General features: G+C 72.2%; 18 protein-coding genes. 5 read left to right on the top strand and 13 right to left on the bottom strand.

All coding sequences use genetic code 11. The features are described from left to right. Positions 1-2: 2 nt before the first annotated feature. Positions 3-881 (bottom strand): NAD(P)-dependent oxidoreductase, encoded by an 879-nt coding sequence (locus tag ACLU3S_RS00155; protein ID WP_413949576.1) that lies wholly within the window; start codon positions 879-881, stop codon positions 3-5. A 105-nt stretch (positions 882-986) separates the two neighbouring features. On the opposite strand from ACLU3S_RS00155, the gene ACLU3S_RS00150 reads away from it, so the two are divergent. Both ACLU3S_RS00150 and ACLU3S_RS00145 read left to right on the top strand, forming a co-directional pair. Next, positions 987-1,577: a TetR/AcrR family transcriptional regulator gene (locus ACLU3S_RS00150; RefSeq protein ID WP_413949743.1), complete on the top strand. Its 591-nt coding sequence runs from the start codon at positions 987-989 to the stop codon at positions 1,575-1,577. 47 nt (positions 1,578-1,624) lie between these two features. Beyond that, on the top strand, positions 1,625-1,966 hold the full coding sequence (locus tag ACLU3S_RS00145; protein ID WP_413949575.1) for a VOC family protein: 342 nt from the start codon (positions 1,625-1,627) through the stop codon (positions 1,964-1,966). A 66-nt stretch (positions 1,967-2,032) separates the two neighbouring features. Here ACLU3S_RS00145 and ACLU3S_RS00140 read toward each other — a convergent pair whose 3' ends face one another. From ACLU3S_RS00140 to tkt, 8 genes are all read right to left on the bottom strand, one after another. Further along, a complete protein-coding gene (locus tag ACLU3S_RS00140) occupies positions 2,033-2,731 on the bottom strand; it encodes a TetR/AcrR family transcriptional regulator (RefSeq protein WP_413949574.1) in 699 nt (232 codons plus the stop codon). 356 nt (positions 2,732-3,087) lie between these two features. Beyond that, a complete protein-coding gene (locus ACLU3S_RS00135; RefSeq protein WP_413949573.1) occupies positions 3,088-3,684 on the bottom strand; it encodes a histidine phosphatase family protein in 597 nt (198 codons plus the stop codon). Position 3,685: 1 nt separating this feature from the next. Then, positions 3,686-4,564 (bottom strand): phosphogluconate dehydrogenase (NAD(+)-dependent, decarboxylating), encoded by an 879-nt coding sequence (gene gnd, locus ACLU3S_RS00130; protein ID WP_413949742.1) that lies wholly within the window; start codon positions 4,562-4,564, stop codon positions 3,686-3,688. A gap of 16 nt (positions 4,565-4,580) precedes the next feature. Next, positions 4,581-6,227: a glucose-6-phosphate isomerase gene (gene pgi / locus ACLU3S_RS00125; RefSeq protein ID WP_413949572.1), complete on the bottom strand. Its 1,647-nt coding sequence runs from the start codon at positions 6,225-6,227 to the stop codon at positions 4,581-4,583. Between the two features lies 1 nt (position 6,228). Beyond that, the gene (gene opcA, locus ACLU3S_RS00120; RefSeq protein ID WP_413949571.1) at positions 6,229-7,155 is read right to left on the bottom strand and encodes a glucose-6-phosphate dehydrogenase assembly protein OpcA; all 927 of its coding nucleotides are present in this window, start codon (positions 7,153-7,155) and stop codon (positions 6,229-6,231) included. Beyond that, complete coding sequence (gene zwf, locus ACLU3S_RS00115; RefSeq protein ID WP_413949570.1) at positions 7,152-8,738, bottom strand: glucose-6-phosphate dehydrogenase; 1,587 nt, start codon at positions 8,736-8,738, stop codon at positions 7,152-7,154. Before zwf ends, opcA begins: the two co-directional genes overlap by 4 nt. Further along, complete coding sequence (tal, locus tag ACLU3S_RS00110) at positions 8,738-9,880, bottom strand: transaldolase (protein ID WP_413949569.1); 1,143 nt, start codon at positions 9,878-9,880, stop codon at positions 8,738-8,740. Before tal ends, zwf begins: the two co-directional genes overlap by 1 nt. 31 nt (positions 9,881-9,911) lie before the next feature. Beyond that, positions 9,912-11,987 (bottom strand): transketolase, encoded by a 2,076-nt coding sequence (tkt, locus tag ACLU3S_RS00105; protein WP_413949568.1) that lies wholly within the window; start codon positions 11,985-11,987, stop codon positions 9,912-9,914. Positions 11,988-12,133: 146 nt separating this feature from the next. Here tkt and ACLU3S_RS00100 point away from each other — a divergent pair, with 146 nt between their 5' ends. Beyond that, positions 12,134-13,039, top strand: coding sequence for a helix-turn-helix domain-containing protein (locus ACLU3S_RS00100; RefSeq protein WP_413949567.1), 906 nt, complete (start codon positions 12,134-12,136; stop codon positions 13,037-13,039). 91 nt (positions 13,040-13,130) lie between these two features. Here the strand turns inward: ACLU3S_RS00100 and ACLU3S_RS00095 are convergent, their stop codons facing one another. The 4 genes from ACLU3S_RS00095 to ACLU3S_RS00080 all read right to left on the bottom strand — a co-directional run bounded on the left by ACLU3S_RS00095 (position 13,131) and on the right by ACLU3S_RS00080 (position 19,113). After that, positions 13,131-14,531 carry a glycoside hydrolase family 16 protein gene (locus ACLU3S_RS00095; protein WP_413949566.1) on the bottom strand — a complete coding sequence of 467 codons (1,401 nt, stop codon included), beginning with the start codon at positions 14,529-14,531 and terminating at the stop codon, positions 13,131-13,133. Between the two features lie 348 nt (positions 14,532-14,879). Continuing rightward, on the bottom strand, positions 14,880-15,632 hold the full coding sequence (locus tag ACLU3S_RS00090; protein WP_413949565.1) for an IclR family transcriptional regulator: 753 nt from the start codon (positions 15,630-15,632) through the stop codon (positions 14,880-14,882). A 310-nt stretch (positions 15,633-15,942) separates the two neighbouring features. Next, positions 15,943-17,634, bottom strand: coding sequence for a carbohydrate binding domain-containing protein (locus tag ACLU3S_RS00085; protein ID WP_413949564.1), 1,692 nt, complete (start codon positions 17,632-17,634; stop codon positions 15,943-15,945). Between the two features lie 360 nt (positions 17,635-17,994). Beyond that, positions 17,995-19,113, bottom strand: coding sequence for an ATP-grasp domain-containing protein (locus tag ACLU3S_RS00080; protein WP_413949563.1), 1,119 nt, complete (start codon positions 19,111-19,113; stop codon positions 17,995-17,997). Between the two features lie 522 nt (positions 19,114-19,635). Between ACLU3S_RS00080 and ACLU3S_RS00075 the strand changes: the two genes are divergently transcribed. Together ACLU3S_RS00075 and ACLU3S_RS00070 are read left to right on the top strand one after the other, a co-directional pair. Continuing rightward, a complete protein-coding gene (locus ACLU3S_RS00075; protein WP_413949562.1) occupies positions 19,636-20,541 on the top strand; it encodes a metallophosphoesterase family protein in 906 nt (301 codons plus the stop codon). Further along, entirely contained in the window at positions 20,489-21,169 is a 681-nt protein-coding gene (locus ACLU3S_RS00070) for a 4'-phosphopantetheinyl transferase family protein (protein ID WP_413949561.1), read from the top strand. The genes ACLU3S_RS00075 and ACLU3S_RS00070 overlap by 53 nt, the downstream gene beginning before the upstream one ends. The last annotated feature ends 13 nt before the right edge of the window (positions 21,170-21,182 follow it).

The raw sequence follows: 21,182 nt of genomic DNA, 5'->3' as shown, positions 1-21,182 counted from the left end.
GCTCAGGGCGCCGCGGCGGTCCGCGTCTCGATCGCGCGCAGCACGGCGACCATGTCCTCGCCGCCGTACCCCTGGGCCACCGTCTCCTCGAACAGTGCGTGACAGACGTCGAGGAGCGGGGAGGCCAGGTTGGCCTTGCGGGCCGCATCGGCGATGAGCCGGTTGTTCTTCAGCACGTCGAGCGCGGCGGCCTGCACCGCGAAGTCCCGCTCGCGCAGCTTCGGCGCCTTCATCCGGGAGACCGCGCTGGCCATGGGGCCCGCGTCGAGCACGTCCAGGAAGAGCCGCCGGTCCAGGCCCTGGCGCTCGGCGAAGTGGTACGCCTCGGTCAGCCCGGTCACCTGGGTGATCAGGAAGAGGTTCACGGCCAGTTTCATCAGCAGGGCGCCCGGCGCCGCGCCGCACACGAACGTCTCCTGGCACATCGGCGCGAGCAGCGGCCGTACGACCTCGATCGCGGCCTCCTCGCCCGCGAGCATGGCCACCAGCCGCCCCTCCTCGGCCGGGACGCGGGAGCCCGAGACGGGCGCCTCCACATACCGGCCGCCGGCGGCGCGGACGTCGGCCTCCAGGGCGCGGGAGTACTGAGGCGAGGTCGTGCCCATGTGGACGACGGTGCGCCCCGCGACGCGAGCGGCCGCCGCGGGGGTGCCCCGGCCGAGCACCGCGTCGACCGCCGCCTCGTCGGCGAGCATCAGCAGCACCACCTCCGCCCGCGCGAACACCTCACCGGCGTCGGCGGCGACCTCGGCCCCGGCCGCGCGCAGCGGCTCGGTGCGGTGCGGGGTGCGGTTCCACACCACCAGGGGGGCGCCGGCGGCCGCCAGGCGCAGTGCCATGGGCCGGCCCATGACTCCGAGACCGATGAAACCGACGTGCATGCGGGGCCGCCCTTCGCTCCATGGCCGACTATGACCGTCGTCATAGTAGCGAGTGTTATGACGACGGTCATAGAGTGGGGCGAGGCGAGGAGCGGAGGGGTGCGGATGGCCGAGGCGCAGCGGGGACCGCGGGAGCGGATGGTCTTCAGCGCGGCCCAGCTCATCCGGCGCGAGGGCGTCGCCGCGACGGGCATGCGCGAGGTCGCCGCGCACGCCGGGGCGCCGCGCGGCTCGCTCCAGCACTACTTCCCGGGCGGCAAGGAACAGCTGGTCAACGAGGCCGTGGCCTGGGCCGGGCACTACGCGGGCCGGCGGATCGCCCGCTTCCTCGCCGGTCTTGCCGAGCCCACGCCGAGCGGCCTGTTCGCGGCGATGGCCGCGCAGTGGACCGACGAGTACGAGAGGGAGGGCTTCGCCGCGGGCTGCCCGGTCGCCGCCGCCACGGTCGACTGCGCCGCTTCCGGCGGCTCCACCCGGGAGGCCGTCGCCGCCGCGTTCACCACCTGGCGCAGCCCCCTCGCCGAGGCCCTCGCCGGGATGGGCGTTCCGGCCGCCCGCGCCGAGTCCCTCGCCACGCTGATGATCAGCGCCCTGGAGGGCGCGATCCTGATGGCCCGCGCCGAACGGGACGTACGGCCCCTGACCACGGTGGTCCGCGAACTGGGGCCGCTGCTCGACGCCGCCGTGACCCGCTGAGCACGCCGGTGCTTGTCCGCCATGGCCGGCGGCACTAGCCTCCGGGCGTGATCAACGGTGCTCATGTGGTGCTCCACAGCCGGTTCGCGGAGGCGGACCGGGCCTTTCTTCGGGACGTCCTCGGCTGGGCGCACGTCGACGCGGGCCACGGATGGCTGATCTTCCAGGCGCCGCCCACGGAGGTGGCCTGCCATCCCACCGACGGCGCCCCCGCGCACGAGCTGATGCTCATGTGCGACGACCTCGACGCCACCCGGCGCGAACTCGCCGAGCGGGGAGTGGAGTTCACCCGCCCGGTGGAGGAGCCGCGGTGGGGCCGGGTGACGGCGTTCCGGCTGCCGGGCGGCGGCGAGGTCGCCCTGTACGAGCCGCGGCATCCGCGGCCGTGAGAGCCGGCCGGGCCCCTCTCCTCCGGCCGCACGCAGGCCGTCCGCCCACCTGACCGGGTGCGGTGTCTACGACCGGCCCGGCCCGGTCGGCGCCGGAGCCCGGCCGGCGGACCGGTCGGCCGTCAGGTAGGAGATGACCATGTCGCCGAGCACGGTCCGGTAGTGCTCGCGCCGGGCCGGGTCGGCCAGGTCCCGGCCGAACAGGGCGCCGAAGGTGTGCCGGTTGGCGACCCGGAAGAAGCAGAACGAGGCGATCATCGCGTGCAGGTCGACCGCGTCGACGTCGGCCGTGAACAGCCCGGACTCCTGGCCGGCGGCGAGGATCCGGCGGATCACGTCCAGCGCCGGTGAACCGATGCGGCCGAGCTTCCGCGAGGCCGCGATGTGCTCGGCGCCGTGGATGTTCTCGATGCTGACCAGGCGGACGAAGTCCGGGTGCTGCTCGTGATGGTCGAAGGTCAGCTCGGCGAGGCGCCGGATCGCGGCGGCCGGGTCCAGGTGCTCCACGTCCAGCCGCCGCTCGGCCTCCAGGATCACGCCGTAGGCCCGCTCCAGCACGGCCGTGAACAGCTGCTCCTTGCCGCCGAAGTAGTAGTAGATCATCCGCTTCGTGGTGCGGGTGCGGGCGGCGATCTCGTCCACGCGGGCGCCGTCGTAGCCGGCCCGGGCGAACTCCCGCGTGGCCACGTCCAGGATCTCGGCCTTGGTCCGGGCGGTGTCGCGCACGTGCCCGTCGGGCCGTACCGGTTCGTCGACGCTGGCCATCGGATTCCTTCGCACTGTCCCACGCCGGGGTGGGCGCACTCGTTCGCGTCCGGTGATTCTAGAAGCAGAGCCGACGGCGGCCACTGTGTTCTTCGTGACCCGCCCTTGGCGGAATATCCCCGGTGCGGCCACTCGGCAGCCGGCCGGCCCCGCCCGGTCGACCCGTGGGGCCTGTCCGGTCGCCCAGGGGGCCGAACCGGGGCCCGGCCCGGGCGACCCGGGGGGTCCACCCGGTCACGGCCAGGTCCCACCGGGTCCCGTCGCGCCGCACCTGCCGAAGGCGGACGGGCCCGCGCTCGCCGTACCGCGGTGCGGCCCGGGTCACAGGAGTGACCCGGGCCGCACGGGGTGATCGGTCAGGGCTGTCGGTTCCACTCGGCGATCACGGGCCGGCCGTGCTCGGTGGACAGCCGGCCGACCGTCCCCGTGGCCAGCTGGAACAGCCGGCCCTCGGCGGGCGGCAGGCCCAGCCGGCGGGCGGTCAGCACCCGCAGGAAGTGGCCGTGGGCGACCAGGACCACGTCGCCGGCCCTCTCGTCGGCGAGCACGGCGCCGACGCGGGCCAGCACCCGGTCGGCGCGGGCCCCGACCTCGGCCGGCGACTCGCCCGGATGCCCCTCGGGGCCGGGCGGCACGCCGTCGGTCCACAGGTCCCAGCCGGGGCGGGTGCGGTGGATCTCGGCGCTGGTGATGCCCTCGTAGCCGCCGTAGTCCCACTCGTGCAGGTCGGGGTCGGGCGCGACCCCGGGCAGGCCCGCCAGTTCGGCGGTGCGCAGGGCACGGCTCAGCGGGCTGGACAGCACCAGGGCGTAGGCCCGGCCGGCGAGGAGCGGGGCGAGGGACTTGGCCTGCTCCTCGCCGTGCCCGGTCAGGGGCAGGTCGGTCCAGCTGGTGTGCTGTCCCGACCGGCTCCACTCCGTCTCACCGTGGCGGACCAGCAGCAGGTCGCCCATCTCAGGCCTTCTTCTCGACCGCGTGGCCGCCGAACTGGTTGCGCAGCGCCGCGACCATCTTCATCTGCGGCGAGTCGTCCTGTCGGGAGGCGAACCGGGCGAACAGGGAGGCGGTGATGGCCGGGAGCGGCACCGCGTTGTCGATGGCCGCCTCGACGGTCCAGCGGCCCTCGCCGGAGTCCTCCGCGTAGCCGCGCAGCTTGTTCAGGTGCTCGTCCTCGTCCAGGGCGTTGACCGCGAGGTCGAGCAGCCAGGAGCGGATGACGGTGCCCTCCTGCCACGAGCGGAACACCTCGCGGACGTTGTCGACCGACTTGACCTTCTCCAGCAGCTCCCAGCCCTCGGCGTAGGCCTGCATGATGGCGTACTCGATGCCGTTGTGGACCATCTTGGAGAAGTGCCCGGCGCCGACCCGGCCCGCGTGGACGTAGCCGTACGGGCCCTCCGGCTTGAGCGCCTCGAAGATCGGCCGCAGCCGCTCCACGTGCTCCTTGTCGCCGCCGACCATCAGCGCGTAGCCGTTCTGCAGGCCCCACACGCCGCCGGAGACGCCGGCGTCGACGAAGCCGATGCCCTTGATGCCGAGTTCGGCCGCGTGCTTCTCGTCGTCCGTCCAGCGGGAGTTGCCGCCGTCGACCACCGTGTCACCGGCGGACAGCAGGTCCTTGAGCTCGTCGATGACGCCCTGCGTGGCGGTGCCGGCCGGCACCATCACCCAGATGGTGCGGGGCGCGTCCAGCTTCTCCACCAGCTCTTCGAGGCTCTTGACGTCGGAGACGGCGGGGTTGCGGTCGTAGCCGACGACGGTGTGGCCGGCGCGGCGGATCCGCTCGCGCATGTTGCCGCCCATCTTGCCGAGACCGATGAGGCCCAACTGCATGACTGTCATGTCAGCTTCACTTCCTGAGAGAACGGTAGGCGGCGACCAGGGCCGTGGTGGACGGGTCGAGACCGGGGACGTCGGCGCCCTCGGTCAGGGCGGGCTCCACCCGCTTGGCGAGGACCTTGCCCAGCTCGACACCCCACTGGTCGAAGGAGTCGATGTTCCACACCGCGCCCTGCACGAACACCTTGTGCTCGTAGAGGGCGACCAGCTGGCCCAGCACGGACGGGGTCAGCTCGGTGGCGAGGACCGTGGTGGTGGGGTGGTCGCCGCGGAAGGTGCGGTGCGGCACCTGCTCCTCGGGCACGCCCTCCGCTCGGACCTCCTCGGCGGTCTTGCCGAAGGCGAGGGCCTGGGTCTGGGCGAAGAAGTTGGCCATCAACAGGTCGTGCTGCGCCTCGAGTTCACCGCTCAGCTCGGCGACCGGCCGGGCGAAGCCGATGAAGTCCGCCGGGATGAGCCTGGTGCCCTGGTGGATCAGCTGGTAGTAGGCGTGCTGCCCGTTGGTGCCCGGGGTGCCCCACACGACCGGCCCGGTCTGCCACTCCACCGGGCGGCCCTGCCGGTCCACCGACTTGCCGTTGGACTCCATGTCCAGCTGCTGCAGATAGGCCGTGAACCTGGACAGGTAGTGGCTGTACGGCAGCACCGCGTGCGACTGCGCGTCGTAGAAGTTGCCGTACCAGATGCCCAGCAGGCCCATCAGCAGCGGGGCGTTGGCCTCGGCGGGCGCGGTGCGGAAGTGGTCGTCGACGATCCGGAAGCCGTCGAGCATCTCCCGGAAGCGCTCGGGCCCGATGGCGATCATCAGGGACAGGCCGATCGCGGAGTCGTACGAGTACCGGCCGCCGACCCAGTCCCAGAACTCGAACATGTTGTCCGGGTCGATGCCGAAGTCGGTGACCTTCCCGGCGTTCGTCGACAGCGCCACGAAGTGCTTGGCGACGGCCTTCTGGTCGCCGTCCAGCCCGTCGAGCAGCCACGTGCGCGCGGAGGTGGCGTTGGTGATCGTCTCGATCGTGGTGAACGTCTTGGAGGCGACGATGAACAGCGTCTCCGCCGGGTCCAGGTCGCGGACGGCCTCGTGCAGGTCGGCGCCGTCCACGTTCGACACGAAGCGGAAGGTCAACTCCCGTGCGGTGTACGGGCGCAGGGCCTCGTAGGCCATCGCGGGGCCCAGGTCCGAGCCGCCGATGCCGATGTTGACGACATTGCGGATGCGCTTGCCGGTGTGGCCGGTCCACTCGCCGGAGCGGACCCGGTCGGCGAAGCCGGCCATCTTGTCGAGCACGGCGTGCACCTTCGGCACCACGTTCTCGCCGTCGACCTCGATCACCGCGTCCCGCGGGGCGCGCAGCGCCGTGTGCAGGACCGCCCGGTTCTCGGTGATGTTGATCCTGTCACCGCGGAACATGGCGTCCCGCAGCGCGAACACGCCGGTGGCGGAGGCGAGTTCCTGGAGCAGGGCCAGGGTCTCGTCGGTGATCAGGTGCTTGCTGTAGTCGATGTACAGGTCGCCGACCCTGACGACGTACCGCTCGGCGCGAGAGGGATCCGACGCGAACAGCTCGCGCAGATGCGGCTGCCCCTGCGCGCGGTGGTCGGCCAGCGCCGTCCACTGCGGCCGGTGGGTGAGGTTCGGGAAGTGTGCGTCGGCCATCTCAGGCGTTCTCCTCGGCGGCCTCGCCCTTGAGGGCGATGGCGTACATCTCGTCGGCGTCGAGGCGGCGCAGCTCCTCGGCGATGAGTTCGGAGGTGGAGCGGACCTTCAGGGCCAGGGTGCGCGGCGGCTGGCCGGGCAGGGTCAGCGTGGCGAGCGGGCCCTCGGGGCGGTCGACGACCACCTCGCCGCTGTGGGTGCCGAGCCGCACGGCCGTGACGACCGGCCCGGCGGTGACCACGCGGTCCACGGTCACGCCCAGCCGCGCCTCCAGCCAGCGGGCCAGCAGCTCGGCGCTGGGGTTGTCCGCCTCGGCCTCGACCGCCGCCGAGGTCACCTTGGTCCGCGCCTGGTCCAGGGCGGCGGCGAGCATGGAGCGCCACAGCGTGAGCCGGGTCCAGGCGAGGTCGGTGTCCCCGGGAGCGTAGTTGCGGGCGCGGCTCTGCAGCACCTCCAGGGGCCGCTCGACCGCGTACAGGTCGGTGATCCGCCGCTGCGCCAGCGCGCCCAGCGGGTCCTTCGACGGGGTCTCGGGCGCGTCCACCGGCCACCACACGACGACCGGCGCGTCCGGCAGCAGCAGCGGCAGCACAACCGAGTCGGCGTGGTCGGACACCTCGCCGTAGGTGCGCAGCACGACCGTCTCCCCGGTGCCGGCCTCGGAGCCGACGCGGACCTCGGCGTCCAGCCGCGAGTGGGTGCGGTCGCGCAGGGTGCGGGCGTGCCGCTTGATGACGACCAGGGTGCGCGAGGGGTGCTCGTGCGAGGCCTCCTCGGCGGCCTTGATCGAGTCGTAGGCGTTCTCCTCGTCCGTGACGATGACCATCGTCAGGACCATGCCCACGGCCGGCGTGCCGATGGCGCGGCGGCCCTGCACCAGCGCCTTGTTGATCTTGCTTGCCGTGGTGTCGGTCAGGTCGATCTTCATGGCCTGCGCCAGCTCCGTCCGTCTCGTGCGAGCATCTCGTCGGCTTCACTCGGTCCCCAGCCGCCCGACTTGTACTGTGCGGGCCTGCCGTGTGCCGCCCAGTACTCCTCGATCGGGTCGAGGATCTTCCAGGACTCTTCCACTTCCTGGTGACGCGGGAACAGGTTGGCGTCGCCGAGCAGCACGTCCAGGATGAGCCGCTCGTACGCCTCCGGGCTCGACTCCGTGAACGACTCGCCGTAGGCGAAGTCCATGGACACGTCCCGGATCTCCATCGAGGTGCCCGGCACCTTGGAGCCGAAGCGGACGGTCATGCCCTCATCGGGCTGGACGCGGATGACGACCGCGTTCTGGCCCAGCTCCTCCGTCGCCGTGGAGTCGAAGGGGGAGTGCGGGGCCCGCTGGAAGACCACCGCGATCTCGGTGACCCGGCGGCCCAGGCGCTTGCCCGTGCGCAGGTAGAAGGGGACGCCCGCCCAGCGGCGGTTGTCGATGCCCAACTTGATCGCCGCATACGTGTCGGTCTTCGACTTCGGGTCGATGCCCTCCTCTTCGAGGTAGCCGACGACCTGCTCGCCGCCCTGCCAGCCGCCCGCGTACTGGCCGCGCACGGTCGAGGCGCCCAGGTCCTTCGGCAGCCGCACCGACTTCAGCACCTTCAGCTTCTCCGTGAGCAGAGCCTCCGCGTCGAACGCGATGGGCTCCTCCATGGCGGTCAGGGCCATGAGCTGCAGCAGGTGGTTCTGGATGACGTCGCGGGCGGCGCCGATGCCGTCGTAGTAGCCGGCCCGGCCGCCGATGCCGATGTCCTCCGCCATGGTGATCTGCACGTGGTCGACGTACGACCGGTTCCAGATCGGCTCGTACATCTGGTTGGCGAAGCGCAGCGCCAGGATGTTCTGGACGGTCTCCTTGCCGAGGTAGTGGTCGATCCGGAACACCTGCTCCGGATCGAACACGTCGTGCACGATCGCGTTCAGCTCCCGCGCGCTGGCCAGGTCGTGCCCGAACGGCTTCTCGATGACCGCGCGCCGCCAGGAGCCCTGGGGCGGGCTGGCCAGGCCGACCTTCTTCAGCTGCTTGACGACCTTGGGGAAGAACCTCGGCGGCACCGACAGGTAGAAGGCGAAGTTGCCGCCGGTGCCGCGGGAGGCGTCCAGCTCCTCGACGGCGTCCTTCAGCTGCTTGAAGGCGGTGTCGTCGTCGAAGTCGCCGGGGATGAACCGCATGCCCTCGGCGAGCTGGTGCCACACCTCCTCGCGGAACGGGGTGCGGGCGTGCTCCTTCACCGCGCTGTGCACCACCTCCGCGAAGTCCTGGTCCTCCCAGTCCCGGCGGGCGAACCCGACGAGGGAGAAGCCCGGCGGCAGCAGGCCGCGGTTGGCCAGGTCGTAGACGGCCGGCATCAGCTTCTTGCGGGACAGGTCACCGGTCACCCCGAAGATGACCAGTCCGGACGGACCCGCGATGCGGGGCAGCCGGCGGTCCCGCTCGTCCCGCAGCGGGTTCGCCCACTCGGCGGCCGGGCCCACCGGCACCGGCACCTCCGCCTGCGCCTGGGCGGGGCTTGCGTTCTCGGTCATCACGCGTCAACTCCCTTGTTCTCCAGGGACTTCGCAACGGCGTCCAGCAGGTCCTGCCAGGCCGCCTCGAACTTGGCGACGCCCTCGTCCTCCAGCTGCTGGACGACCTCGTCGTAGGAGATGCCGAGCCGCTCCACGGCGGCCAGGTCGGCGCGGGCCCGCGCGTAGCCGCCGGTCACCGTGTCGCCGGTGATCTCGCCGTGGTCGGCGACGGCGTTCAGGGTGGCCTCCGGCATCGTGTTGACCGTGTCCGGGGCGACCAGGTCGTCCACATACAGCGTGTCCTTGTACGCGGGATCCTTCACCCCGGTGGACGCCCACAGCGGACGCTGCTTGTTCGCCCCCTGCGGCGCCAGCGCGAGCCAGCGCTCGGAGGCGAAGACCTCCTCGTACGCCTCGTAGGCCAGACGGGCGTTGGCGAGGGCCGCGCGGCCCTTGAGCGCCAGGGCCTCGTCGGTGCCGAGCGCGGTCAGCCGCTTGTCCATCTCGGTGTCCACGCGGGAGACGAAGAAGGAGGCCACCGAGTGGATCGTGGACAGGTCCACGCCGCGCTCGCGGGCCTTCTCCAGGCCGGCCAGGTAGGCGTCCATGACCTCGCGGTAGCGCTCCAGGGAGAAGATGAGGGTCACGTTGACGCTGATGCCGAGGCCGATGACCTCGGTGATGGCCGGGAGGCCCGCCCTGGTCGCCGGGATCTTGATCATCACGTTCGGGCGGTCGACCAGCCAGGCGAGCTGCCTGGCCTCGGCGACGGTCGCCGCGGTGCGATGCGCCAGACGGGGGTCGACCTCGATGGAGACGCGGCCGTCACGGCCGTTCGTGGCGTCGTACACGTCCCGCAGGACGTCGGCGGCGTCGCGCACGTCGGCGGTCGTCATCATCCGCACCGCCTCGTCCACCGTCACACCGCGGACGGCGAGGTCGGTGAGCTGCTCCTCGTAGCCCTCGCCGGAGCCGATGGCGGCCTGGAAGATCGAGGGGTTCGTCGTGACACCGACGGCGCTCCCGCTCGCCACCAGCGCGGCGAGGCTGCCCGAGGTGATCCGCTTCCGCGACAGGTCGTCCAGCCAGACGGACACGCCCTCGTCGGCGAGGCGCTTGAGGGCTCCCGGGGTCGCGATTGCTTCGGTCACAGTGATCATTCTTCTTTCGGGTCGGTTGCGGGTGTCGGGGTCAGGCGCGGGCGGCGGCGAGCGACTCGCGGGCCGCCGCGGCGACGTTCTCGGGGGTGAAGCCGAACTCGGCGAACAGGGTCTTGGCGTCGGCGGAGGCGCCGAAGTGCTCGAGCGAGACGATCCGCCCCGCGTCGCCCACGAACCGGTACCAGGTCAGGCCGATACCTGCCTCGACGGCGACCCTGGCCCGCACGGCCGGCGGCAGCACCCGCTCGCGGTACTCGCGGGGCTGCTCCTCGAACCACTCCACGGACGGCATCGACACCACCCGGGTGCCGATCCCCTCGGCCTCCAGCCGCTCCCGCGCGGCCACGGCCAGCTGCACCTCGGAGCCCGTCGCGATGATGATCACCTCCGGGACCTCCGTCGAGGACTCGCGCAGCACATAGCCGCCCTTGGCCGCGTCCTCGTTCGGCGCGTACACCGGCACGCCCTGGCGGGTGAGCGCGAGCCCGTGCGGGGCGGGGTTCGTGGCGTGCCTCTTCAGGATCTCGGCCCAGGCGATGACGGTCTCGTTGGCGTCCGCCGGGCGGACGACGTTCAGGCCCGGGATCGCGCGCAGCGAGGCCAGGTGCTCGACCGGCTGGTGGGTGGGGCCGTCCTCGCCGAGGCCGATGGAGTCGTGCGTCCACACGTACGTCACCGGCAGCTGCATCAGCGCCGACATGCGCACGGCGTTGCGCATGTAGTCGGAGAACACCAGGAAGGTGCCGCCGTAGACGCGGGTGTTGCCGTGCAGGGCGATGCCGTTCATCTCCGCGGCCATGGAGAACTCGCGGATGCCGAAGTGGACGGTACGGCCGTACGGGTCGGCCTCGGGCAGCGGGTTGCCCTCGGGGAGGAACGAGCTGCTGCTGTCGATGGTGGTGTTGTTCGAGCCGGCCAGGTCGGCGGAGCCGCCCCACAGCTCGGGGACGACCGGGCCGAGCGCCTGCAGCACCTTGCCGGAGGCGGCGCGGGTGGCGACGGACCTGCCCTCCTCGAAGACCGGCAGCGCGTCCTCCCAGCCCTCGGGCAGCTCGCCCTTGCCGATGCGGTCGAAGAGGTCGGCCCGCTCCGGGTGTGCCGCGCGCCACTCGGCGAGGTGCTTGTCCCAGGCCGCGTGCGCCTCCGCGCCCCGGTCCAGCGCCCGGCGGGTGTGCCGGAGCACCTCGTCGTCGACCTGGAAGGTCTGCTCGGGGTCGAAGCCGAGGAGCCGCTTGGTGGCCGCGATCTCCTCCTCGCCGAGCGCCGAGCCGTGGGAGGCCTCGGTGTTCCGCGCGTTCGGGGCGGGCCAGGCGATGATCGTGCGCAGCGCGACGATCGAGGGCCGCTCGGTCTCGGCCTGCGCCGCCTTCAGCGCCGCGTACAGGGCCGGGACGTCGATGTCACCGTCGGCGGTGGGCTCCACACGCTGGGTGTGCCAGCCGTAGGCCTCGTACCGCTTCAGCACGTCCTCGGAGAAGGCGGTCGCGGTGTCGCCCTCGATGGAGATGTGGTTGTCGTCGTAGAGGAAGACCAGGTTGCCGAGCCTCTGGTGGCCTGCCAGCGAGGAGGCCTCGGCGGAGACGCCCTCCTCCAGGTCGCCGTCGGAGACGATCGCCCAGACAGTGTGGTCGAAGGGGGACGCGCCCCGGGGGGCGTCCGGGTCGAACAGGCCGCGCTCGTAGCGGGCGGCCATCGCCATGCCGACGGCGTTGGCGACGCCCTGGCCCAGCGGGCCGGTGGTGGTCTCCACGCCCGCGGTGTGCCCGTACTCGGGATGGCCCGGCGTCCTCGAGCCGTGGGTGCGGAACGCCTTCAGGTCCTCCAGCTCCAGCTCGTACCCGGCGAGGAACAGCTGGGTGTAGAGGGTCAGGGAGGTGTGGCCGGGGGAGAGGACGAACCGGTCACGGCCGGTCCACTCCGGGTCCGCCGGGTCGTGCCGCATCACCTTCTGAAAGATCGTGTACGCGGCCGGGGCCAGGCTCATCGCGGTGCCCGGGTGGCCGTTGCCGACCTTCTGCACCGCATCGGCCGCGAGCAGACGGGCGGTGTCCACGGCACGCCGGTCCAGGTCGGTCCACTCGAAGCCGTCGGAAGTGTGCGTGCTCATCTTCAAGAAGTCCTCGTTCAGTGCGGGAAGGCTGGCCGGACGCGTTCAAACTTAAAAGTCTGACTTTTTCGGTGGTAGGGCGGGGTGTGTCAGTCTGTGGTGAATCTGGGACAGTGATCGCGGGAGAGGGACGGCGCGAAAACGACATGGCTGGCACAACGCCCCAAGCCGGCGGCGACGGCGCTGACGGCGACGGAATCAGAACCTTCCCCTTCCCGGTGGAACTGGCGCTCGGCGGCGTGGGGATGCAGATCGGCCCCATGGGAGCCGGCCACACCTGGCACGCCGACGCCCCCCTGGACCGCGTGCACCGCATCGACTTCCACATCGTCATGCTGTTCACCGGCGGACCCGTGCGGCACATGATCGACTTCACCGAGTACGAGGCGGCGGCCGGCGACCTGCTGTGGATCCGCCCCGGACAGGTCCACCGCTTCTCCCGGGCGTGCGTGTACCGCGGAACCGTCCTCGCCATGCAGCCCGGCTTCCTGCCGCGCACCACCGTGGAGGCCACCGGCCTGTACCGCTACGACCTCCCGCCGCTGCTGCACCCCGGCCCGGCCCAGCTCACCGCCCTTCAGGCGGCCCTCGGCCAGCTCCGCCGCGAGTACGAGGACACCGCCACGCTCCCGCCCGGCCTGCACACCGCCGTGCTGCGGCACAGCCTGACCGCGTTCCTGCTGCGCCTCGCCCATCTCGCGGCCAGCTCCGCGCAGGCCTCCGGCAGCCAGGCGGACACGACCTTCACCCGCTTCCGGGACGCGGTCGAGCAGGGCTTCGCCGGCAATCACAGCGTCAGCGCCTACGCCGAGGCCCTGGGTTACTCCCGCCGCACCCTCGTCCGCGCGGTCCGCGCGGCCACCGGTGAGACCCCGAAGGGCTTCATCGACAAGCGCGTCGTCCTGGAGGCCAAACGCCTCCTCGCCCACACCGACATGCCGATAGGCCGGGTCGGCGCGGCGGTGGGCTTCCCCGACGCCGCCAACTTCTCCAAGTTCTTCCATCTGCACACCGGCCGGACACCGGTGGCCTTCCGCGCCGAACTGCGCTGACCCCAGGGGGCATCCGGAGTGCGGGCACGCGGCGGCGCCGGGGGCCGCCCGTGGTGCGGGCCGGCCCCCGGCGCCGGGTGCTCCGCGCGCGTCAGTGCCCGAAGTCGAACCAGTTCACGTTCACGAAGTCGGCCGGCTGGCCGCTGCTGAAGGTGAGGTAGACGTCGTGCGTGCCGGTCACCGAGCCGATGTTCGCGGGAACCGTCCGCCAGCTCTGCCAGCCGCCGGTGTTGCCGACCGCGAAGCTGCCGACGGGCGCGTTGCCGCGGCTGTCCAGCCGCACCTCCACCAGGCCGCTCACCCCGGACGCCGCGCCGCTCGCCACCCGCGCGTAGAACTGGGTGGCCGCCGTCGAGCCGAAGTCGACCCCCTTGTACAGCGCCCAGTCACCGTTCGCGATGTAGCCGACGTCCTGCCCGCCGCCGGTGTCCGAGGCCGCTTCGGTGCTCACCCCGGACTGGCTGTCGTACGACTCGGCCTGGATCGGGCTGTAGGCGTCCCGGTTGCCCGGCGGCGGGGGAGTGGTACCGCCCCCACCGCCCGAGGACTGGAGCACCTGCACGTAGTCGACCACCATCGGGTGGCCGGACTCCGTGGCGCCGGTCGGGCCGCCGCCGAACGCCCCCGGGAAGCCGCCGCCCATCGCCACGTTCAGGATGACGAAGAACCCGTGGTTGGTGGCGTTGGCCCAGGTCGTGGCGTCCACCTGGTTCGCGGTCACCGTCTGGTAGGTGACGCCGTCGACGGAGAAGCGGATCGCCTCCGGGCTCACCGAGCGGTCCCACTCCATCGTGTAGGTGTGGAAGCCGGACTGGCAGGCGGAGTTGGGGCACGCCGTCGAGTTGCCGAGGCCCGAGGTCTCGTTGCACGGGCCGCCCGGACTGGTGCCGCAGTGCATGGTGGCCCACGTCTTGTTCAGGCCCTGGACGTTCTCCATGATGTCCAGCTCGCCGACGCCCGGCCAGTTCTGGTAGTTGCCGCGGAAGGGCGCGCCCAGCATCCAGAACGCGGGCCAGTAGCCGGCGGCCGCGTCACCGGTGACGTTCGGCATCTGGATGCGGGCCTCCACGCGCAGCTTGCCGCCCGCCGGGGGCTGGAAGTCGGTGCGGGTGGTCTCGATGCGGCCGGAGGTCCAGTTGCCGGAGGCGTCGCGGCGCGGGGTGATGAGCAGGTTCCCGCTGCCGTCCAGGGCGACGTTGCTGGTGCTCGAGGTCATCGTCTCGACCTCGCCGGTGCCCCAGTTGGCGGCCCCGCCCGGGTAGGAGGTCCCGGTGTCGTACTGCCAGTTCGCCGTGTTGACGCCGGAGCCCGCCGCGCCGTTGAAGTCGTCCACGAAGACCTGGTTCCAGCCCGACGGCGGGGCGGGCGCGGAGGCGTCCGCGGGAGCGGTGGCGGCGGTGGCGACGGCCGCGGCCAGGCCGAGGGTGGCGACGACGGCGACGAGCGCGCGCCGCACGGGGCGGGGTCTTGGTATGCCGGAGGTTTCGCTCATGGGGAGCCTCTCGGATATGGGGGGTGTGCGGGAGTCCCCGAGGGCGCCCCCACGCTTTGAGAGCGCTCTCAAGGTGCCGCCAATGTGCTCCCCGGCCCGTCGGTCGTCAAGAGTTGAAACAAGGAAAGTCCCTTCTTTGTAGGGGAGTTCACCGAGTGAAGGGGGAGTTCACCGGGTGAAGTCACCGGTACCGGCTCGGAGTGCGGTGCCGGTCCCCGGTCCGTCGGCCTCCGGTCCGCCCACGACAGGTCCGCGCCTTGAGCCCGTTCACAACAGGTCCGCGCCTTGAGCCCGTTCGCAACAGGGGTCCGCCCTTTGAGCCCGTTCGCCGGGCCGTGGCCGCCGGGCTCAGTGCGCCGTCGGTTGCCAGCCGAGGGCGCGGGAGATGCCGCGCGCGGCCAGGCGTACGGCGGGTACGAGGGCGGGTATCCGGGCGCCGTCGTGGGGCACCACCACGGAGACGGCCGCGGCGACGACGCCGTCCGGGCCGCGCACGGGGGCCGCCACCGACAGGGCGTCGTCGGCCACCTGACGGTCGCTCACCGCCACCCCGCTGCGCCGTACTTCGGCGAGTGCGCGGCGCAGGTGTACCGGATCGGTGATCGTGTGCGGCGTGAAGGCGGCCAGCGGTGCGGCGCAGTAGGCCTCCTGGAGGCCGGGGTCGCCGTGGGCGAGAAGCGCGAGCCCCACGCCGGTGGCGTGCAGCGGCCAGCGGGCGCCGACCCGGATGTGCACGCCCACCGCCGAACGGCCCGACAGCCACTCGATGTAGACGACCTCCGTGTCGTCCCGCACCGCCAGCTGCACGTTCTCGTGCGTGGCCTCGTACAGGTCCTCCAGGTACGGCAGCGCGAGTTGCCGCAGGCCAAGGCCGCGCGGCGCGAGCGCGGCCACCTCCCACAGCCGCAGCCCCACGTGGTACACCCCCGACGCGTCCCGCTCCAGCGCGCCCCACGCGGTCAGGGCGCCCGCCAGCCGGTGCGCGGTGGTGAGGCTGAGCCCGGCGCGGCGGCTGATGTCGGTGAGGCGGAGCGCGGGGTGCTCCTGGTCGAACGCGGCGAGCACGGCGAGCAGCCGGTCGGCCGCGGACCGGTCCGTCACCGCCGGACGGCGGCCCTCCCCGGTGTGCACGGCGACCTTGCCGCGCCGGTCGGCGGGGGAGAAAGGGGGCTGGGCGATGGCGGGCTCCCTGTCTCGGCGGATCGGCTTCCGGTCGTCCGAGCATCCCGCATCCCCAGGTCCGCAACAACCGTCGGGGACGGCGGCGACGGGAGCCGCGCGCCGTTGGAGGACGACCGTGACCGCAGGCGCCCGCAGCCGGTTCCGCGGGGCGCACCTCCGGTCCCACGAGGCGTACGCGGAACGGAGGGCCGCTCCGCCGGGCGGCCCTCCGCGGTCTCCGGATGTGCGGTCAGCCGGTGAACCCGGACGTGATCGAGGTGAACTGCCAGTTGTTCTGGCTGATGCCGGAGCAGTTGCTCACCACGCCACCGCCCGGACACGGCCGGTCCCGGTTGACCGACCAGAAGGCGAGCTGCGCGATGTGGTGGGAGTTCGCCCAGTCGCGGATCTGGGTCCAGATCGCCGGCGTGGTCGTCTCCTGCTGGTCCGACAGGCCGTTCATGCCGGAGATGCCCATGTGGGCGTAGGCCGTCGCGTCGTCCCAGCCGAAGGTGGACTTCAGCTTGTTCTTCAGGCCCTCGGCCGCGTTCACCGTGTTGCCGTACATGTCCGAGCCGCCGCCGAAGTCGAACGGCATGATGGTGAAGACGTCGATGTTCGCGCCGAGCGACTGCGCCTGCTCGATGAGCCGGTTGCCGTAGTACGTGGGCCCGGTGGTGGACGTGCCGAAGGTGACGATGGTCTTCAGGCCCGGGTTGTTCGCCTTGACCGTCTTCAGCGCGGTGAGGATCTTCGCCTGGACGGCCTCGTTCTCGAACTCGTCCGTGTTCTCGATGTCCATGTCGACGGCCTTCAGGCCGTAGGCGTCGATCACCTTCTGGATGGCCCCGGCGAGCGCGCCCGCGGAGGAGCAGTTGGCGCCGAGCTTGCTGCCCTGCCAGCCGCCGAACGACGGCACGATGTCACCGCCGGCGGAGCGGACGGCGTTGATGGCGCTCTGGTCGGCGCCGCCGGTCAGCGGCCGGCTGCCGTCCCAGGCGGGCGTGCAGCCCCCGGAGTCCAGCACGAACGCCATCGTGAACCACTTGATGCCGGTCGCGCTCATCACCGTCGACGGGCTCGGCGGGTCGCCCCAGCCCTCGTAGAGGTAGGGCGCCGCCTGCTTGAACCCGGTGCCGCCGCCACCGCCGCCCGCGTCGGTGGTCACGGTCACGGAGTTGGAGGCCGGCGAGGTGTTCCCGGCGGCGTCCCGTGCCTTCACGGTGAAGGTGTAGGCGGTGCTCGGCGACAGCCCGCTGACCGTGGCCGACGTGCCGGAGACGCTGAGCAGCTGGTTGGGGCCGCTGTAGATGTCGTACGCGGTCACCCCCACGTTGTCCGTGGCGGCGTTCCACTTCAGCGACACGCTGGTCGAGGTCTTGCCGGTCGAGGTGAGCCCGGTCGGCGCGGTCGGGGCCTGGGTGTCACCGCCACCGCCGCCGCCACCGGGGCCGTCCAGGCTGATGTCGTCGGCCCAGTAGGTGCCCTGGGCGTACCAGCCGTGGACGTAGATGGTGGCGCTGGTCTGCGAGGCGCCGGTGGTGAAGGAGACGCTGAGTTGGCTGTACGCCGACGGCGACGTCGTCCATGTGGAGGCGCCGCCGTTCACGCCGAGGTAGACGTAGCTGCCGCGCACCCAGCCGTTCAGGGTGTACGTCGTGTTCGGCTGGACCGCGACCGTCTGGCTGCACTGCGCGTTGTCGCTGTCGGTCACCGCGCCCTGCAGCGCCTTCGAGCCGCCGTGCACGGGGGAGGAGACGACCGAGCCGAGGTTGCCGGTGCAGCTCCAGGGGGAGAGACCGCCGGACTCGAAGCCCGGGTTGGTGAGAATGTTGGCCGCTTCGGCGGTGCCGGGAAGGGCGATGGCTCCGCCGAACGCGAGAGCGGCGGTGCCGAGCAGGGCGAGCAGCCGGCGTCTGGAACGTCCGAGTGTCTGGCGCACGCGATCTCCCTGTGGGGATGGGGGTGTTGGGAGTGCACGGAGGTGCGGTGGTGCACCTTCGAATTTGGTATGGACCAATCTCGCTGTCAAGGAGAACGACGGAATTGGTCCATACCGGTGGACGCTGTCGCGGAATGTGAGGCAGGTCGCGAGAGAGGGTGGAACTCCCCGCCGCGCAACGGCGAACAGCGGACGTCCACCACAACCGCGCCCGGAGGAAGACGAGATGAACGAAGAGGGTGCACGGCACGTGGACGCGGACGGACTGGTACTACGAGACCAGGACGTTGCGGGACCTGCGGGTGGTGGACCGGATCGGGCAGCGCCGCTGAGTCCGGCCCCGGGCCGGGGCGGCCGGCCCTAGAGGGGGAGGGCCTGCGCCGCGGCGGACGGCTGCACGGGCGCCGGCACGGCGGGCAGCAGCACCTCGGTGTCCACCCTCTGCTGCGGCAGCGACACCGGTCGCAGCGGCCGGGGGCCGGCCACCACGGTGTAGTCCTGTCCCAGGAACGGCGGCTCGACGGGTCCCGGGTCCTCGCCCAGCGCCAACTGCACTGCGGCCCAGGGGACGTTCACCCCGCACAGCGACAGCTGGTGCAGGCCGCCCGCGGGGCGCGTGTTGACATCCATCAGCACCGGGCGGTCGCCGAACATCCGGAACTGGACGTTGGACAGGTAGTGCAGCCCGAATCCCTCCGCGACCAGCCGGGCCGGCTCCAGCCACTGCTCGTGCAGCGTGAAGCCCCGGCGGCGGCCGTTCTTGGTGCGGCCCACGGCCAGCCGGACGCGGTTGTCGGGACCGGTCAGGCAGTCGACCGACACCTCCGGCTGCTCCAGGCGCGGCATCACCAGCCAGTCCACCGGTTCCTCGGCCCGCCGCAGCGCCTCCACGACGAGGTCCAGTTGCACGTACGGCCCCGGGAAGCCGGAGAGGTGGGTGAGCGAGAAGGGGGCCCGGGTGATCATCCGGAAGCCGACCCCGCCCGCACCGGCGGCCGGCTTGAAGCACGCCGTGTGCCCGGCCGCCTCCAACTCCCCGACCGCGGCGAGGAGTTCGTCCGCCGTGCGGACCCGCCACCACGGCGGCACCGGGACGCCCACCGAGCGCACCGCCTCGTACGCGGTGGCCTTGTCCTCGAACACGGCGACCGCCTCGGGCGTCGGTGCCAGCAGCGCCGTGCCGGCCGCCGCGAACTCCGCGCGGTGCGCGACGATCGCGGACTGGTGCAGCCGGGGCACGAACACGTCGATGCCGCGCCGGGCGCACTGGTCGAGGGCGTACTCGACGTACGCCGCCGGGGACAGGCCCTCCGGCTCCAGGTCGGCGGTGTCCGCCGCGGCCAGCACGGGTGAGTCGGGGTCGCCGTGGGTGGCATGGATCTCGACCGCGCGGTCGCTCGGATTTCGGCGCAGCTGATCCATGAAGAACACGTTCTCCGCGTACGTGCGGTTGAGCCAGACGCGTACGCGAGAGGGCATGCAGGCCGCCTTTCGGGGTGTGCGGGCAGGGCGCAGCGACCCGTGCCCGGGCAGGAGGAAGGAAGGGACACCAAACGGCCCTGTGCGAAGGGGGACGAGGGCTTCGGTGTTGGGGCGATCATACGGCTTTCAAGGGACCCCGCGTGCAACGCGCGTGTTACGGATCCCCGGAGACCGCCGGGGGCTGGCCGGTGCTCCTCGTGTGTCGCGGATCCCTGGGGACCGCCGGGGTCGGCTGGTGGGATGCGCGTGTTGTGGATCCCTGGGGACCGCTGGGGCGGGCTGGTGGGATGCGCGTGTTGCGGATCCCTGGGGACCGCCGGGGTCGGCTGGTGGGATGCGCGTGTTGCGGATCCCCGGGAAGCGCCCGGACCGGCCGGTGCACCTCGCGGTGCGGCCCGCACCGGGCCCCGGTCGGCGGAACGGGTCAGGGTCTGACACGCGGCGGGGGAGCCTCTTGTCCCTCGTCCCCGAAATGTGTTCTCGTGGTGCCGGCGGGCTGATGATCGGAAGGGGCGCGGGGTGGAGTCGACGGCCGGGGCCGGACAGCTGCTGGCCATCAGCGACCTGCACATCACCTACCCGGAGAACCGCGCCCTGGTCGAGGAGATGCGCCCGCACGGCGAGGAGGACTGGCTGATCGTGGCCGGTGACGTCGCCGAGACCGTCGCCGACATCCGCTGGGCCCTCGCCACGCTCGCGGGCCGCTTCCGCACGGTGCTGTGGGCCCCCGGCAACCACGACCTGTGGACCCACCCGAGGGACGTCGTCACCCTGCGCGGCGTCGCCCGCTACGCGTACCTGGTCGAGGTCTGCCGGGAGTTGGGCGTGGTCACGCCCGAGGACCCGTACCCGGTGTGGCACGGTCCGGGCGGCCCGGTCGCCGTCGCCCCGCTGTTCCTGCTCTACGACTACTCGTTCCTGCCCGCCGGCTGCGCCACCAAGGCCGAGGGCCTGGCCTACGCGGAGAGCACGGGCATCGTCTGCAACGACGAGTACCTGCTGCACCCCGACCCCTACCCGACCCGTGAGGCGTGGTGCCGGGCCCGGGTCGCCGAGACCGAGCGCAGACTCGCCGCACTGCCCGCCGACCTGCCGACCGTGCTCGCCAACCACTACCCGCTGGACCGGCACCCGACCGAGGTCCTGTGGCACCCCGAGTTCGCCATGTGGTGCGGCACCCGGCTGACCGCCGACTGGCACCGCCGGTTCCGCGTGGCCACCATGGTCTACGGCCATCTGCACATCCCCCGCACCACCTGGCACGACGGAGTCCGCTTCACCGAGGTCTCCGTGGGATACCCCCGTGAGTGGCGCAAGCGCCCGGAACCACCGGGAAGGCTGCGCCGCATTCTGCCGATGGAGGTCGAAGCCGGTGATCGAGGAGCTGCTCCCGGAGTCGGTCGTGGCCGTGGAGGCACAGGCTGACGACCCGCTGTGGGACGCCCCGCTCCACCCGGAGGAGGAGGCGCTCGTCGTCCGTGCCGTGGCGAAGCGGCGCCGCGAGTTCGCCGCCGTACGCGGCTGCGCCCGGCGCGCCATGGAGAAGCTGGGCGTGCCGGCGCAGCCCGTCCTCAGCGGCGAGCGGGGCGCCCCGCGGTGGCCGGACGGCCTCGTCGGCAGCATGACCCACTGCGACGGCTACTGCGCCGCCGCCCTGGTCCGCGCCGCCGACCTGGCCTCCCTCGGCATCGACGCCGAACCGAACGGGCCGCTGCCGGAAGGCGTCGGCCCCACCGTCTTCCTGCCCACCGAGACCGAGCGGCTCGTCCGGCTCGCCGCGCAGCGGCCCGCCGTGCACTGGGACCGGATCCTGTTCAGCGCCAAGGAGTCGGTCTACAAGGCCTGGTACCCCCTCACCCGCACGTGGCTGGACTTCTCCGAGGCCGACATCACGCTGCACCCGGGCGCCGACGGCGCGGCGAGCGGCACCCTCCACGCCGAACTCCTCGTCCCCGGGCCCCGGGTCGGTGCGCGTCGGCTGCGGGCCTTCGACGGCGGTTGGGCCGTACGGGATGGCGTGGTGACCACCGCCGTCGTCGTACCGCATCCCTGACGCGGTGCGCGCC

The organism is Streptomyces sp. AF1A, assembly GCF_047340315.1.
In the GTDB taxonomy this organism is placed as follows: Bacteria; Actinomycetota; Actinomycetes; order Streptomycetales; family Streptomycetaceae; genus Streptomyces.
Note: the sequence above shows the minus strand (reverse complement) of the source record. Positions and strands in the feature narration are given on the sequence as shown.

What these genes read in the sequence shown, in the direction of transcription:
- ACLU3S_RS00155 (WP_413949576.1), bottom strand. Translation starts at nt 881, where the DNA reads ATGCACGTCGGTTTCATCGGTCTCGGAGTCATGGGCCGGCCCATGGCA.
- ACLU3S_RS00150 (WP_413949743.1), top strand. Translation starts at nt 987, where the DNA reads ATGGCCGAGGCGCAGCGGGGACCGCGGGAGCGGATGGTCTTCAGCGCG.
- ACLU3S_RS00140 (WP_413949574.1), bottom strand. Translation starts at nt 2,731, where the DNA reads ATGGCCAGCGTCGACGAACCGGTACGGCCCGACGGGCACGTGCGCGAC.
- ACLU3S_RS00135 (WP_413949573.1), bottom strand. Translation starts at nt 3,684, where the DNA reads ATGGGCGACCTGCTGCTGGTCCGCCACGGTGAGACGGAGTGGAGCCGG.
- gnd (WP_413949742.1), bottom strand. Translation starts at nt 4,564, where the DNA reads ATGCAGTTGGGCCTCATCGGTCTCGGCAAGATGGGCGGCAACATGCGC.
- pgi (WP_413949572.1), bottom strand. Translation starts at nt 6,227, where the DNA reads ATGGCCGACGCACACTTCCCGAACCTCACCCACCGGCCGCAGTGGACG.
- opcA (WP_413949571.1), bottom strand. Translation starts at nt 7,155, where the DNA reads ATGAAGATCGACCTGACCGACACCACGGCAAGCAAGATCAACAAGGCG.
- zwf (WP_413949570.1), bottom strand. Translation starts at nt 8,738, where the DNA reads ATGACCGAGAACGCAAGCCCCGCCCAGGCGCAGGCGGAGGTGCCGGTG.
- tal (WP_413949569.1), bottom strand. Translation starts at nt 9,880, where the DNA reads ATGATCACTGTGACCGAAGCAATCGCGACCCCGGGAGCCCTCAAGCGC.
- tkt (WP_413949568.1), bottom strand. Translation starts at nt 11,987, where the DNA reads ATGAGCACGCACACTTCCGACGGCTTCGAGTGGACCGACCTGGACCGG.
- ACLU3S_RS00100 (WP_413949567.1), top strand. Translation starts at nt 12,134, where the DNA reads ATGGCTGGCACAACGCCCCAAGCCGGCGGCGACGGCGCTGACGGCGAC.
- ACLU3S_RS00095 (WP_413949566.1), bottom strand. Translation starts at nt 14,531, where the DNA reads ATGAGCGAAACCTCCGGCATACCAAGACCCCGCCCCGTGCGGCGCGCG.
- ACLU3S_RS00080 (WP_413949563.1), bottom strand. Translation starts at nt 19,113, where the DNA reads ATGCCCTCTCGCGTACGCGTCTGGCTCAACCGCACGTACGCGGAGAAC.